This is a genomic window from Spirulina sp. CS-785/01, assembly GCF_028330525.1.
GTDB lineage: Bacteria > Cyanobacteriota > Cyanobacteriia > Cyanobacteriales > Spirulinaceae > JAQMSD01.
This window is the reverse complement of record NZ_JAQMSD010000164.1, coordinates 37,420-52,531: the sequence shown is the minus strand read 5'-3', so window position 1 is coordinate 52,531 and position 15,112 is coordinate 37,420. Positions and strand designations below refer to the sequence as shown.

Genomic DNA, 15,112 nt, shown 5'->3' with positions numbered 1-15,112 from the left:
GGTTAGAAGATAGCACAGAAACCCCTCAACCTAGTGCAGAAAGTGAAGACTTATCCTTAGAAGATAGTGGAGACTTATCACTAGGAGACGATTGGTTAGAAGATAGCACAGAAACCCCTCAACCTAGTGCAGAAAGTGAAGACTTATCCTTAGAAGATAGTGGAGACTTATCACTAGGAGACGATTGGTTAGAAAAGAGTACCGAAAGTGAACCTCAACCGTCGTCAGAGGAACAAGAAGACGAGTTTCAAGATACAATCTTTACCAGTTCAGATTGGCCAGAAGAATCTCTAGAATCTTTAGATTTCTCTGAATCTTCAGAGGATGATTTACAAATTGAAGCATGGGATAATCCTTCTAATGTTGATTTTGAGTCCCCGTCAGAAGAAGATGAAGAATCCCTCTCTGGATTTTTCCGGACGGTGGAATCGGAGGAACAAGAAGAAACTCCAGCAAGGTCTTCAGTGGAGGAAGAAACCGGAGAAGACGATGATTTTGCGTTTAATGTATCCCCTGAAGAAGATGAAGAATCCCTCTCTGGATTTTTCCGGACGGTGGAATCGGAGGAACAAGAAGAAACTCCAGCAAGGTCTTCAGTGGAGGAAGAAACCGGAGAAAGTGAGGAGTCTAGTGATTTCTTTAATATTGATCGGTTTGTCGGTGAGGAGGAAGAAGAACCCGATACAGACGGAGGTTTCCCCGACTCCGATGATACCCAATGGGATGATTTTACCTTAGCAACGTCTGAACCGGATTTACCCGACTCTCAAGGACAATCTCTGGATTTTGGGGATAGTGAAGGAGAGGAAGATTGGGATGTTATCGTCTCACAACAAGAAGATACGGAAGATACAGAAGCATCTTGGTTTGAGGATTCTGAGTTGGAGTTACCGGATTTTGCAGAAATGAGTGATTCGGAACAACCGATGGTGACTCCTCCCCCTCCGGAAACAGAATCCAAGGATGAGGAGGAACAGGAAGAACCGATGGTGACTCCTCCCCCGACTTCTGTTGAACCGGAAGAAGATGATGATTGGGGTGGGTTTATTGAGTTTATGGAGGAAGATTGGGAGTTGGATAGTTCTCCCAGTCAACCTACGTCTTCTCCTCCTCCGTCAACGGAAGACAGTACACAAGAGGTAAATGCACAAGAGGAGAATTTTGTCAACCCCTTTGAGTTATCAGAGGAGGAAGATTGGGGAGCATGGGTAGAGGAGTCTCCCCAACCTGAAGAAGGGGATGAAATGATTGATCCTTTTGCGATGTCGGAGAATGGGAATAATGACAACTATACGTCGGTGGTGGAGGAAGATTGGGAAGATTTCACGGTGAGTGAATTAGAACCTTATCCTAATCCTCTTGAAGATCGTTCTGGGGATTCTGAGATTTTAGGGGATAGTGAAAACGGAGATGCTGATCCTTTAATTGGGGAGGGGGACAGTGATTTTGCAACTTTTGATGAGAATTGGGAGGATGATTTGTTTGGCGATGATTTCATTTTTGAGTTACCTGATTCTGAGAATAAGCAGTGAGCAATTAGCAATTCACAATTAGCAATTCACAATTAGCAATTACCCATTACCCAAAATCAAAATGTCCTCTAATCCCTCTCCACTGGAAAAAAAACAAAATACTGCTCCGAAAAAAGGAGCGAATACAAAATCTAAACCAGAGCAAATTTTGGGGAATTTTGCTCAATCCATTAGTGAGATTGTGGTGGATTTGACGGCTTTAGAAATTAATACGATGGTGGTTGATCGGATTACGGGAGATAAGTTTATTCCCTGGCAAACCTACTGTAGTCTTTACGAGATTAATCGACAGAATGCACAACGGTGGGGAATTGATGAAGAAACTCAAAAGCGTTATTTGTCTTTGCGGAATCAATTGGCGTTAGAATATGTACTGGTGACAACAGATCAGGAGTCTGGACTCTATGAGGAGCGTATGAAACAATATTTGAATGCTCCTCCTGCACAAATTCCGCTTCCTAATCCAAAGACAAATAATCCAGGGGAGTTGGAGAAATTACGATCGCTGTTAAAAAATAACCATTTTGTGCGATCGCTGCGTAAAATGTCAGAATTAAAAGCCTGTCTTGACAACCATCAGCGTAGTATTGATGAAAAAGTGAGTGATTCCCAAACCCCTAATAAATCCCGTCAAGTCATTGGGCAAGAAATTAAAACCGATATTATCTATGCTCAAACCGTGATCCAACTCGATGGCGATATGATCACTCGCTATAGTAAAGAAATCTTAGATCATCCCCATAAAGACTTAATTTTAAAACTCCATCAAGAAAGTGTTGCAGCAGGGGAAAAACAATGGCGTGGCCTATTTGAATTTATCGTTGATTTGATGCAGCAAGCGGTTGAAAAAGGTTGGAATTTGTTAACTAAATCATAATTCGCATTAAAAATTTCCTGTGTGGTGCAGTGGTTATTCGTGGATGGCTGAATTCTTTAACCTCAAAACAACGAACTTCTCCCCCTGAAGCGCGTTATCTTTATTTGAATCGCAATATTCGTCTTTTATTAGAAAGGCACAATTCACACCAGAGTTATTTACAGGCCATTCATTTCTATCTTAACCCAGAAACCCTAGACGCGATACAACAAGCCAAAGAAAGCGAACAACGCCTTTATATCCCGAAAAAGTTTCTCTCGGTGCTGAGGTATTATCTCTTTTTTGCTGAACGAAACAGCTTAACCTTGGGACTCAATGTTTTAAGTTATTATGAACAAAACCAAGCCGTAAAGCCATTGGTACGGAGTTTAATTTCCTTTGACGGTGATATTGTTTATCAAATTGATCAAACTTGTTTAGAAGATGAAGCCTTGGCTCAAAGTTTAACTATCTCCCATTATTGGCTCATTGAACAGCTTTTAACCGCGTTACGATTAGCTTGGACTGACTGGTTTAAAAAACTGGCGTGGATTCCTTATTTACTGATTCTTGGGGGAGTCATTGTTTGGGATATCCATGCTTTGCAAAAGGGTGAATTTCCCCTATGGCAAATCATTGCGTCTTTTCTGTATAGCATATTGGGTAAACCGATTTTAGCTTGGCTCTTACAACAACTCTTTGTCTTGTTGCGTCGTTGGTTCTTTCGGAAAATTTTATTTGGGGGATGGTCGCAACAATATCAGTTTAAGCAAAAACTATTAAACTGGCTCAGTCGCCTAGGGGTTTAACCCCGTTCAAGGTTAAGATAGGATTGCCCCAACTCCCTATAGGCGCATGGTTACAGTCTCAGTTATTATCCCCATTTATAACGGTGAAGCCGATCTCCGTGATCTGCTAGACTGTTTGCTCAAACAAACCTATCCCTCCGACCAAGTAGAATATTTGCTGGTTGATAATAATAGCAGCGATCGCACCGCCCATCACCTCCAGCAAGCCGTCCAAACCTTCCAAGATCACCACCTCACCCTCCGTCCCCTCTCCCAACCCGACATTCAAAGTTCCTACGCCGCCCGCAACACCGGAATCCGCGCCGCCCAGGGGCAACTCTGCGCCTTCACCGACGCAGACTGTCGCCCCCAACCCAACTGGTTAACCCACCTCCTCCAACCCTTCGAGAAGCCGGACATCGGCATTGTGGCCGGAGAAATCATTGCCCTTCCCAGTCATACCTTTCTAGAACGCTACGCCGACAAAAAAGACACCCTCTCCCAAAAACACACCCTCAACCACCCCTTTTGCCCCTACGGCCAAACTGCCAATCTAGCCATCCGTCGTGCCATCTTTCAAGAAGTCGGTTTATTTCGCCCCTACCTCACCACCGGAGGAGACGCAGACATCTGTTGGCGCATCCTCAAAGACAGTCAATGGCAAATTGAATTAGCCCCCCAAGCCATCATCCGCCACCGTCACCGGGCTACCCTCGCCGAATTACGCAGTCAGTGGCGACGCTACGGCAAATCCAACCGCTACCTCCATGATCTCTACGGCGTGGACCTCATGCGTCCTTTTAGCGTGAAGTATTCCACCTATCTCCTCACCCGTTGGTTACTCAAAGACCTCCCCAAAAATACCGTCAAACTCCTGTTACGTCGGGCCAATCTTCTGGATATGGTCAGAACCCCCCTAGATTTAGTCACCTTCCAAGCCCGCAGCGAAGGCCAACAAACCGCCCAACTCCCCGAAAAAGCCAGTATGATCGAGTATTTTTAAGCCTTCAGAGGAGGTAAGCATTCAGCTATTAGTGGTCAGCCCTCTGCCTTCTAAACCCTCCTGCCCTCTGCCTTCTGCCTTCTAAACCCTCCTGCCCTCTGCCTTCTAAACCCTTCTGCCCTCTGCCCTCTGCCTTCTGCCTTTAAAAAACTTCTGCTAAAGATTGCATAATTTTCCGGGCTTTCCTAAAGATACAAATAGAACCAAGTCAAGGATGAGACAGAACAACCCTGATGCTTCCCAGTGAAGTCCATATTTTCTGTCCTCTCCCCTTGTGTGATCATTCCCAAGGAGTAATCCCGGATGGCTTTACACGCGAGTGATAACGAAGTTCCCTTTTATCCTCCCCGTCGGCGAGATAGGGTGGCCCGTTTCTCAACCCTGTTAGTGTTTGAACCCTTGCAGGGTCGGGTTCGGTCTCAATGGGCCTGCGATCGCAAATTCCAATCGCAGCTTCAACAAATCATCGCCACCTCTCCCCAACGAGAGGACAAAGACTGGCTGATTGATTTTCTCACCACCCTCCGAGACCCCTCTCAACCCCAATCCAACCGACAAACCGCCCAAAAAGCCCTACTCTGCTTTTACCAAGAAACCTGCTTTTGGATCACCAAAAAACTCTGGCGAAAAGTCAAATACCTCTACCCTTTAGCCAGTTGGCCCGATGTCTTTGCGGTCGCCACAGCCCCCTTTGAAACCGTAGAGGAGGCGTGCAACACCTTCAAAAACTTTGACCCTAGCCAATCCACCAAAAACTACATCAGAACCTTGGTCTATCGTCAGATCAAGCATTGGTTAAACCAAAAAAACGGACAAGGCGACAAATTAATCATTTTATCCCTCGAACAAACCAGCGACCCTCAAGAGGAGGAATTCCCCAACCGTCAAAAAAAACAACTACAAGAGCAAACCATCAAAGACCAAGAAACCCAAGACTCCCAGAGTGAGCAGAAACTCAGCCAAGAACGTATCCTGCAAATCATTGAACGGGAGTTAACCAAACTCGAACAAAAAGCGAAACTCTCCCATAAACCCACCTTGGGTAAAACCAACATCACCCTCTGGGCAAGCCTCTTGATCAGTTATGGCTTAAACCTGATGCAGTCAGGAACAGCCCAACTCTTACAAGCTAATCAGAAAAACATTGCCCAATATGTTCTAGCCCGGCAATTTAAAACCCTGAAAATTAGTCTCTTTATCCAATGTATTCAAGAATTTGCCGAGGAATTACGCGAGAGCTTCTGGAGTCATTTTAACGAGGAGAGTAATACCCCCCTAGAAAAAAATCCCCAATTTCAAGCCCTCGCCAAAGACAACCAAAAAGCCCTAGATGGCGTTCTCCGAGATTACTGTCATCAATGGATTTTTCACAATGTCCTCTCCCCCAAGCAAAAACAGCTAACCCCTCCCCTTGAGCAGCGCGTTATTGAAACCCTAACCCATTGGTTGCACAACAGCTTCCTCCTGCTCCTTGATCTTCCTTGCTTAACAACGGCACAGCGCAAAAAATTTGACAAAGCCGTTGCCCTGTGGTTGCAAAACCTTTAAACCCCTTAAACCTCTTATACCTAACATCTCAGATTGGAGTTTACAATAATGATGAATCTCGCCCAACGTACTGAAAAAACCCCCTTGCTCTATCTCTCTTGCCCTCAGACTGCCATACAACAAGCAGAACAAGAAGCGGCAAACCATAATCATAATAGTACCGCTTGGAATGCCTATCTCAATGCCTTGAGTACCGCCACCTTGCTGCCTTGGTTACAGGAGACTTCTGGCGAAACTTGCACCTCCTACATTACAGAACTTTCCAGTTTGTGGGATATTTTAGACGGAACAGTCCTGCAAATGGGAGACACTCGTTTAGTCATCATTCCCACAGATGAGGAAGACTGCGACACCTTTTCCATTAGCCAAGAATGGGTGGATATTCCTGACTTTGCCGCCGACTATTATCTTTTTGTTCATCTCGAATTAGACGAAAGGGAGGAAGATTGCGGGTTAGAATTTTTGGGCTATGCAACCCATCGAGACTGTAAAGAAATTGCCCGTTACAATGCAGAAGAACGCCTCTATGAACTCCCTCTGCAAGACCTCACCGACGATATCAGCTTATTATTTCTCGCCCGTCAATTTGTGGGTAGTCGTCAAGTGGCGTTAAGTCCTCTCCCCTCCCTATCCTTCACCCAAGCAAGGGAATTATTAGAACACCTTAGTGAAAGTGATGCTATCACCCCTCGTTTATTGCTCCCTTTTCCTCAGTGGGGGGCATTGATCAGCAATTCACAATGGAGACAAGCATTATATCAGCGTCGCTTGTCCCAAGTCACAACATCCACCCCCAGTCCCGAAGTCCTCCTCAGTGAGCAAGTGGTGGATGTTGCCACCCCGTTACAAAGTTGGTTTAATACGGTGGTGAGTAATGTGCAGACTTGGACTGATCAAAGTTGGCAAACGGTGGAGGACTTGTTAGAAACCTTGGGACAACCGGAGTTTGCCTATCGCTTTGCGGGGACTCCTCGTTTTCGGGATGAAGTGGCCGGGTTTCCCCAAGCTGTACCGGGGTTATTAGCGTTATTAAGAAGTAATCCAGATAAAGAAACAACCCTTTCAACACTTTATTTATTAGGTCAAATTGGTTATGGTCATCCAGCGGCCATTGCAGCGTTAAGTGAACAAAGACAAACTGCTACCGATGGAGATATTCGCCGACAAGCGGCAGTAAGTTTAGGTAAAATTGATCCCACTAACCCCCAAGCAGGAGTCCGACGGGTGAAGGTGATTGATTTTGGGATGCGTTTCGAGCAAACACAAGTGTCTTTAATTATCACGTTATTACCGGAGGCCAATGAGAAAGTTAATATTCATTTACGGGTTTGTCCGTTGGGTGAGGCGTATTTACCGGAACGTTTAAAACTAGCTATTTTAGATGAAATGGGTCAAACTTTACGCCAAGAAGAAACCCGAACGGCAGATATTGCGATGCAGTTAAGTTTCCGTGGTCAAAAGGGCGATCATTTCGGGATAACAGTCTCGTTAGATGAGTACAGTATGACGGAACGGTTTGTTATTTAGGGAGTAACTATAGAAACCGGGTTTCTTATGCCACTTTTAAATAAAGATGCCCATTTGGAACAGAAACCCGGTTTCTCACTCCGATTAACTATCAATTATCAACTATCAACTATCAACTATAAAAATGATTAAGATTGTTCAATTTAAAATTGGTGCGGGGGACTTTGAACGGGGATTTCTCGTCAGTCTCCGCATTCAAGTTAATCATCAACCGGACATTGAGATTGATGGGGAATTACCGCCGGCCCCTGAAATTCCCCAATTATACCGGGATTGGCAAGCGGCCTATGGAACGCAAGGAATGGGGGTTTATCGCGCTTTGGAGGTGGTTGAGGAGGAAGTGACGCACATTTCTGTTCAGGATTCGGCTAAGGCGTTAGAAGTGCGGTTGAATGACTGGTTAAATGGTGCTGATGGGCGGTTTCGTCCGGTGCGGGAGGGGTTGTTGTCTTATTTGCAAGAGCGCGATCGCATTCGTTTCCTCATCCGCGCCAATGATAACATCCTCTGGCAGTTACCCTGGCATCTCTGCGATCTCTTTCAACGCTATCCGAACTCCGATATTGCCCTGCACATCGCCCAAAACCCTTTCACTCCGGTTAATCGCCCCCAGCAGACTCACGTTCGTCTCTTAACCATTTTAGGGGAAGCCACCGATATCAATGTGGATGCAGATTTAAACTTGTTACAAGATAATTTACCCAACGATGCCAAGATTCTTGAGCCATTAATCGCCAGTCGTCGGGAAACCATTAATAACGCATTATGGCAACAACAAGCAGATATTCTCTTTTTTGCGGGCCATAGTACCAGTCGTCAAGCGGGACGGTTTTTTATCAATGAAACCGAAAGTTTGACCATTAAGGACTTAAAATATGCCTTGAGGCAGGCTATTTCCCAAGGGTTAAAGCTGGCCATTTTCAACTCCTGCGACGGCTTACAGTTAGCGAGGGACTTGTCCGATCTGCAAATCCCTGCCATTATTGTCATGCGGGAACGCATCCCCGATGAAGCCGCACAACGCTTTTTAGAGTATTTCCTCACAGCCTTTGCCCAAGAGCAAAAACCTCTTTATACAGCAGTCCGAGAGGCCAGAGAACGCTTACACGGGTTAGAAAACCGTTATCCTTGCGTGAGTTGGTTGCCTGTTTTATGCCAACATCCCCAAGCGGAGGAGTTAACGTGGCCCAAGATGCGACAGGGGGAGGAAAGGGTGGAAAAAATGCCCGTTTCTCCGCCCCAGTCTGGGTTTCGTCCGGTATCTTGGGGAAAACGGGTGCAACTGGGGGTGTTGGCTACAGTGCTAGTGACAGGGGGGATTGTGGGATTGCGATCGCTGGGATGGTTGCAACCCTTTGAACTTTGGGCCTATGACCAATTTATGCGGTTACAACCAGGAGAAGTGCAGAAAGACCCCCGCATTTTATTAGTCACAGTTGATGCAGAAGATATTGCCTATCAGGATGAGCGTAATATGGAGAGAAATGGCTCAATTTCTGATCAAGCACTGCTTTTGTTATTAGATAAGTTGAATCAATTCCAGTCTCCGACCATTGGGTTAAACATTTATCGACCTCATGGTTTAAACAAGAGATTAGCCCGCCAAGTACAACAGAACCAGCATTTTTACATTACTTGTAAAGCTGCCTCTGTCGAAGATGATAATAATAATCAGGGAGTAGCTTCACCCTCTAATCTTTCTCCCCGTCAATCAGGATTTAATAATTTTTTGAAAGATGGAGATGGTACAGTCCGTCGTGTTCTTTTAACTCAGCAGGACGCTACTCCTTGTCCAAGTAAATTCTCTTTTAGTAGCGCGATCGCACTTGACTATCTTTCACGGATTCACAATATTCAATTGTCTTCAAACTCTCAAGAAGATTGGCAATGGAAAGAACTTACCATACAAGGATTAACTCGTCATACCAGTGGATATCAAGGTATTGATGCGAGAGGATATCAGATAATGATTAATTATCGAGCTTACTCTCGTCCAGAGACAGCATTTCATAAGTTATCTTTACGAGATATTTTAGAAAATGGAATACCGGAACGTTGGCTACAAGAATATGAGTCTCCGATTATTTTAATCGGTACAACAGAAAGTAGTTATGCTAAATTGTTTCGGACTCCCTACGGTGAGGAGATTCAAGGAATTTTTATAGAAGCACAGCAACTCAGCCAATTACTCAGTGCTGTATTAGAAGGGAGAACATTAATTTGGTCGTGGAGTCAATGGATAGAAATTATTTGGATTTTTGTGTGGTCAACAGTTGGGGTAGTTTTAACTCTTTTAATCCGTTATCCCCGTTTCCTCAGATTAGCTCAAGGCGTTACAGTTATACTCTTAACCGGAGTTTGTTATTTGCTCTTTCTTCAAGGAGGATGGATTCCTTTGATTCCAGCAGCTATGGGAATTTTTGGGGCTGAAGTTGCTTTGAAATTGCTTCCCATACCTTCAAGAAAAATACAGTCATATCCTCGTCATTTTGCTCAAAAACTATGAAACTTATTCAATTTCCCTTAACTATCCTTGTGAGTAGTACAGTCCTATTGTGGGGGTTTTCCCCTAGTTTACCTTCCATTATGGCACAGCCATTAGAGTTGGAGAATGAGTCTAGAGATAATCCCTTAATTATTTTTAACCGACCTGACGCACCCGACAGAGGAAGTCCGAGAGAAGGAGTTGGTGAAGGTTCAGGGACTTATGGCCTTTGTTCTAGAGATGAAACAACAACAGCGTTTTTACCTCTATCAGCATTAGTGTTAGAAAATCCCGAACAGTACGAGGTATGGGCAACTACAACCTCTGCTCGTCCTACCCTTTGGTTTTATGTTCCCTATGAAGCAGGAGCTTGGGTTGAGTTTATTTTACAGGATGAACAGGGAAAACAAGTCCACGACCCCATTCGCTTTCAGCTTCAGCAAACTCCTGGTATCGTTGGGTTAAAGTTACCGGACACTGTTACTTTAGACCGGGGACAACTCTATCATTGGTTTTTCAAAATTAAATGTGATATCGAGGAATCTACAGATGATTATGTGGAGGGATGGTTGGAACATTATCCTCCTTTAGAACAACCTCTGGATGATCTGACGGCCTTGGAACGCGCTCAATTATATGCGGATGAGGGGGTCTTACTGGAAACTCTGACGGAATTGGGAAGATTGTATTATGCTAATCCTAATGATGCTGCGATCGCCAGTTATTGGCAACAACTATTAGAACAAATTGACCGTTCTCATTTAACACAAGAGCCAATTGTAGAGATTTTGGGCGATTAGAGCCAATTCCCAATTAAAATATAGGGCGACCAAATATAAGGACGACGGTTTCGGCGACGGTCATCATTGATAAATTTTAGTTGAGCCGCTTGTAAGGCTTCTGCTTTACTCACTGTGGGGTCTTGTAACTGTCTGTAAAATTCAGTCAGTATTTTGTTCGGTGACTCATCAGCAACGACTTTCCAGAGGGTCGCTAAGGTACTTCTTGCTCCTGCTTCTACAGCAACACCAGCCAGTCCTAATGCGGCTCGCTTATCTCCCTGAGCCGTTTCGCAAGCCGCCAAAACCAGTAATTCTATAGGGTTTTGGCGGGTTTGCTCTTGTCCTTTCAGAAACTGTCTTAATTCTCTAACATTAATGCGGTTATCCCATGTGACAATAAACGTATTTTCAGCTTGCGAACTAAATTGACCGTGAGTGGCTAAATGAACAATAGGACTTGCAGAGGATTTCACTTGCTCTTGAAAATCATTTTGCGTAAAATTATCATTTAATAAAATATTACTTTCTCTAGGGATTACTGCACTAACGCTTTCGAGTTGACCACTCACATTTCTTAACGGTGCATATCCGAACCTAGACTCTGTTAAACCTGCTAAAATAGCTTGTAATTGTTCTCTTTCTAAAACGTTAGGATCGACTAACTGTAAACCAGGTGCAAGAGATACTGCATAATCTTCAATTAAATAATGTCCTGCTTCATTGTATAACGTCGCCATAGGAATATTCCGCAAGGGCGAGTCTAAAACAAAGGTTAAGATTTTAACTTGTTGCGTTTGCAAGGTAGATAGAATTGGCTTAATTAACCATTTATAAATTTCTTGAGAATTGGTTTGAACTCGGTTTGTTCCATTCGGTTCACCTAGTGCCTTTTGTAATTCTTCTAACCAACTTTGTGCTACCTCCCATTGTATTTTATAACTTGAGTGTTCTAACTCATTTTGCTTGGGTAAGTTGATAATAGTTTCTATTCTATCTTTAAGAATAATGGTATAAAGGATAGCTGTTTTTTGGTCTAACCCCTCTATACTTTCTTGATTGACTGATGTACAAGGATTTTGAAAAAAGTCATCAAGTTCAGCTAGTTGTAACGCTTCTATTACTTGCCTTGCTTCTCTTAAATTCGGTTGAGAAATAGGTTGGTTATTAACTGGAGTTAATAATAAATCGGCTAATTCTCGGTAAACGGGTTCAACTTTATCTCTAAAATTATACTGAATTTCTTGATTAAACGCAAGTAAATCATTTCGCAAAACTTGTAATGTATTAAATGCTGCTTTATAAGTGCTAATAATGTTGCTTTGAGAAATATCAAAACCGGCTTGTTTTTCTGTTTTTAAAATGCGACCTAGTTGCCATTGCCATTGATAAGCAATAGTAGCAGCATCTTGTTTTCCCGACTGGGCATTTATTAGCCCTTCTATTGTATATTTTTTTGCTTTTTTAAGTAATTCAGGGTTAGAGGAATTAACTTGATATTCTTGTTCATATAAATGACCTAAATATCCTGATGTATAAGCTAATGCTTTCCAGTCTTGTCGTTGTTTACTATGCTCAATAGTTCTGGACAATAAATCATGAATGAATTGCCAAGTTTTTTGATTATCTAAACTCTTATAACTTAACTTTTGTTGTAAACAAGCTAAACTTTGGGCATAATTAACTAAACTATAATCTATCCCTCGTTGATTTTTAATAAATTCTGGTGTTATTTGTTGAGAAATTGTTTGAATTAAAGGATTAGCTGCTACAGGATTATTGAGCTTTAATAAGAGACTAAGCTGATTAACTTCTGCTTTAAATTGAACAGTTGAATGGGTCAATTGAGCAGCATTTTTATATAATCTTATCGCCTCTTGATAATGTTCTTTTGCCTGGTTATATCCGGTTTCTGGGAGTTGAGGACAGAAGGTAATGGAAAAGCGGAGTGAACCTGCGGCATCTTGTTGGCCTTTGGCGCGATCGCCCCTAGCCCGTTCTAAATTTGCTAAACTCAGTATAGTGAGAGACTCTTGCTCTCTATCCCCCAATTTTTGCGCCATTTGTTGACTCTGCTCTAAAATGGTTTGAGCTAAGTCAAATTCCCCAATAGGTCGTAAAATATCTCCTAATCGTCTTAACCCGATAACCTGAGTAATGCTAGGAGAAAGAGAGGATAAATTTAGTCCCTCAGACTGTGTTTGCCATTCAATAAATGCCTGACAATCTAAATAACTAATCCCCTCAACCCCTTCTAACTGACCTTTTAACCCCGTTGCCTGTAATAATACCGTACAAGCGCGATCAAACAGCCCCAACTCCTGCATCGCTTTCCCTTGATTAATTAACCCCCGTTGCACCCCTATGGGTTGTGCTAAATTAGTGTAAAGATTCACCGTATTTTCCCAAGCCGTTAAAGCGCGATCGAACTCCCCCTTAGCAAAATATAAACGGCCTAAAATATTATTGGTTTCTGCATAAACCTCCTCCCTCGCCCTTGTCACCGGATAATCCGCCAACAAACCCAAACTTTGTTGTATGCTATTCTCAGCCTCTTGCCAATTCCCCTGTTGTTGATAGGCAAGAGATAAATTACTCAACGTGGCCGCTTGGTTGAGAATATCCCCCTGTTGACGATACTCCACTAAACTGGCTTCTAAACTGTCGATTTCCGTTGCAGGGGGAGAAACTTGGGAAACCGTCACTGTGGATACCCCAAGAATGAGCAAGAGACTACACAGACAAAGGCCAAAAAATCGCCCCAATTGCTTTAAAATCCGCCTTGGGATTGAATTACGAAATGAATGCCATTGTCTTGCCATGTTGCCTCTCGTCCTGCAATATCAATTAGAGGAATACCCCAGTAAATTGTAGCCGATGTGTGGTCGCCAATCGACCAGCGTAATCCCGTGCCAATGGATAATAACGTTTGTGCCTCGGTGGTTTCCCCATGATTCCAGGCTGTGCCAAAATCAAGAAAGGGAGTCACCTGTAAAACGCCCCAATTCGCCTCAGAGTTGCCCCAGAGGGGATATTGCACCTCCACCGACGCAAACGCCCCATTATCCCGTAAAAAGGCATCCTGGCGATAACCGCGCACATTCCCTAACCCGCCCAAGGTAAACTGTTCTTGAGAGAGGAGAGGCCGATCTGCTAATTGTAGGTTTCCCTGTAATAATAGGAGGGTATCGGGGGCTAAACTGCGTAACCAGAGACTTTGTATTTGGGTGGAGAGGAAGCGACTATCGGGGGAGTCAGAGTTAATGGTTGCATTGAAGATATCTAACCCGACACTCACTTGGCCCCGCAAAGCGAAAACTTCTACATCGCTGAGTTGTTCCCACTCTACCCCAAAACGCAGGGCAGAGAGTCGCGTTTTTCCCTCTGCGTCGGCCCCTGGGGAGAGGGGGAAGTTAAAGCCTAAAATTGAGGTTTGACTATTTCTACGGGAGGCCGTGACACTGAGTGCAACTGCTTCGCTGGCGGTTTGATGGAGGGGTTGACGGAAGGTGAAGTCAAAATATTGGGAGTCTCCGAGTAAGTTTAAGGCTTTAAAAGGGTCTTCAATCACCCCACTGGAGGCTGTACCATAGGCGAGGGTAACTGTGCCATTTTGGGGGTTGATGGGGAGGGTGTAGTTGATGTCAAAGGCGTTACTCCCGTCGGTGTTGCTGTAACCCACGGTGAGACTGTCTCCTAACCCTAAGAGGTTGGCTTGGGTGAGTTGGCCGCGACGACGAAACCCCCCAACACTGGGGGGCCGACTGTTAGCGAGGGTGGTGCTGGCGGTGAGGGTTTTGGCTTCTTGGAAGCGGAGGTTGAGGTGATGACTTTCTAACCGCGCACTGGGGGTTAATTCTGCGGATATACTTTTGATGAGGGGGTTGAGTTGGAGTTGTCGTAGGGTGTCGAGGAGTTGGGTGAGGTTGAGGGGGGTAGTGGCTGCGGCGATGCGATCGCAAATATAATTATCCCTAAGCCGACTCCTATTATTCTCCCGGATCAGTCGAATCGTTTCAATCCCCCCTTCAATCACCACAATTTTAATTGCGCCATCTGTCACCGTTTGCGGTGGGGGAACGGCATAGGAGTTAATATATCCCGTATCATTGTAATATTTTGTAATTGCCGAGGCCGCTGCGAGGACTTGGGGGAAGGAGTCAGGTTGGGTGGGAATTTGCTGATCTTCTAGGAGTTGTTGGAGTTGGCCGTCACTATAAACCCGATTGCCGATAAACTCTAGAGTGAGGGAGTTAGGTGGGTTTGTCATCGCGCCTCTTTCCCCAGTTGGGGGTGGGATAGTCTCTAACAATTTTTCTGGTTTTGTGGCGGTTTCTATCTCGCATTCTGTGGCCGCATCAGTATTAAAGAAACTCTCCTCCCCTTGTCGCAATTCCGGGGTTTCCCTGTTAGGGAGAGTGGGGGTTTCGCGGTTAGGGGTGGGGGGTCGGAGTTCGGGATTGGGAGGTGTTTGGGCTAATATGGAATGGGGGAAAAGCGCGATCGTTGCACCCACCCCAAAAGAAGCAAAAAAAGTTCCTAGTTGAGTATTTGACAGTTGGCGATTCATATTGACAATTGAATAAGGGAAAAC

General features: G+C 44.3%; 10 protein-coding genes. 8 read left to right on the top strand and 2 right to left on the bottom strand.

What is annotated here, in order from left to right; genetic code table 11:
- The 8 genes from PN462_RS11060 to PN462_RS11025 all read left to right on the top strand — a co-directional run.
- Positions 1 to 1,532: hypothetical protein (locus PN462_RS11060; RefSeq protein ID WP_272128262.1), on the top strand; the 1,532-nt coding region annotated here is incomplete at its 5' end.
- 61 nt (positions 1,533 to 1,593) lie between these two features.
- The gene (locus PN462_RS11055) at positions 1,594 to 2,409 is read left to right on the top strand and encodes a hypothetical protein (protein ID WP_272128261.1); all 816 of its coding nucleotides are present in this window, start codon (positions 1,594 to 1,596) and stop codon (positions 2,407 to 2,409) included.
- Positions 2,410 to 2,438: 29 nt separating this feature from the next.
- Positions 2,439 to 3,197: a hypothetical protein gene (locus PN462_RS11050; protein ID WP_272128260.1), complete on the top strand. Its 759-nt coding sequence runs from the start codon at positions 2,439 to 2,441 to the stop codon at positions 3,195 to 3,197.
- Between the two features lie 46 nt (positions 3,198 to 3,243).
- Positions 3,244 to 4,179 (top strand): glycosyltransferase, encoded by a 936-nt coding sequence (locus PN462_RS11045; RefSeq protein WP_272128259.1) that lies wholly within the window; start codon positions 3,244 to 3,246, stop codon positions 4,177 to 4,179.
- A 303-nt stretch (positions 4,180 to 4,482) separates the two neighbouring features.
- The gene (locus PN462_RS11040) at positions 4,483 to 5,727 is read left to right on the top strand and encodes a hypothetical protein (protein ID WP_272128257.1); all 1,245 of its coding nucleotides are present in this window, start codon (positions 4,483 to 4,485) and stop codon (positions 5,725 to 5,727) included.
- A gap of 48 nt (positions 5,728 to 5,775) precedes the next feature.
- Positions 5,776 to 7,254 carry a DUF1822 family protein gene (locus PN462_RS11035; protein WP_272128256.1) on the top strand — a complete coding sequence of 493 codons (1,479 nt, stop codon included), beginning with the start codon at positions 5,776 to 5,778 and terminating at the stop codon, positions 7,252 to 7,254.
- 124 nt (positions 7,255 to 7,378) lie between these two features.
- Positions 7,379 to 9,760: a CHASE2 domain-containing protein gene (locus PN462_RS11030; protein WP_272128255.1), complete on the top strand. Its 2,382-nt coding sequence runs from the start codon at positions 7,379 to 7,381 to the stop codon at positions 9,758 to 9,760.
- Positions 9,757 to 10,539 carry a DUF928 domain-containing protein gene (locus tag PN462_RS11025; protein ID WP_272128254.1) on the top strand — a complete coding sequence of 261 codons (783 nt, stop codon included), beginning with the start codon at positions 9,757 to 9,759 and terminating at the stop codon, positions 10,537 to 10,539. Before PN462_RS11030 ends, PN462_RS11025 begins: the two co-directional genes overlap by 4 nt.
- Here the strand turns inward: PN462_RS11025 and PN462_RS11020 are convergent.
- Together PN462_RS11020 and PN462_RS11015 are read right to left on the bottom strand one after the other, a co-directional pair.
- Positions 10,536 to 13,223, bottom strand: coding sequence for a CHAT domain-containing protein (locus PN462_RS11020; RefSeq protein WP_272128253.1), 2,688 nt, complete (start codon positions 13,221 to 13,223; stop codon positions 10,536 to 10,538). The two genes, PN462_RS11025 and PN462_RS11020, sit on opposite strands and share 4 nt — an antisense overlap.
- Before the next feature lie 65 nt (positions 13,224 to 13,288).
- Positions 13,289 to 15,088, bottom strand: coding sequence for a ShlB/FhaC/HecB family hemolysin secretion/activation protein (locus PN462_RS11015; RefSeq protein ID WP_272128252.1), 1,800 nt, complete (start codon positions 15,086 to 15,088; stop codon positions 13,289 to 13,291).
- Between the last annotated feature and the right edge of the window lie 24 nt (positions 15,089 to 15,112).

Coding starts and splice junctions, on each gene's coding strand:
- PN462_RS11055 (WP_272128261.1), top strand. CDS start 1,594: ATGTCCTCTAATCCCTCTCCACTGGAAAAAAAACAAAATACTGCTCCG.
- PN462_RS11045 (WP_272128259.1), top strand. CDS start 3,244: ATGGTTACAGTCTCAGTTATTATCCCCATTTATAACGGTGAAGCCGAT.
- PN462_RS11040 (WP_272128257.1), top strand. CDS start 4,483: ATGGCTTTACACGCGAGTGATAACGAAGTTCCCTTTTATCCTCCCCGT.
- PN462_RS11035 (WP_272128256.1), top strand. CDS start 5,776: ATGATGAATCTCGCCCAACGTACTGAAAAAACCCCCTTGCTCTATCTC.
- PN462_RS11030 (WP_272128255.1), top strand. CDS start 7,379: ATGATTAAGATTGTTCAATTTAAAATTGGTGCGGGGGACTTTGAACGG.
- PN462_RS11025 (WP_272128254.1), top strand. CDS start 9,757: ATGAAACTTATTCAATTTCCCTTAACTATCCTTGTGAGTAGTACAGTC.
- PN462_RS11015 (WP_272128252.1), bottom strand. CDS start 15,088: ATGAATCGCCAACTGTCAAATACTCAACTAGGAACTTTTTTTGCTTCT.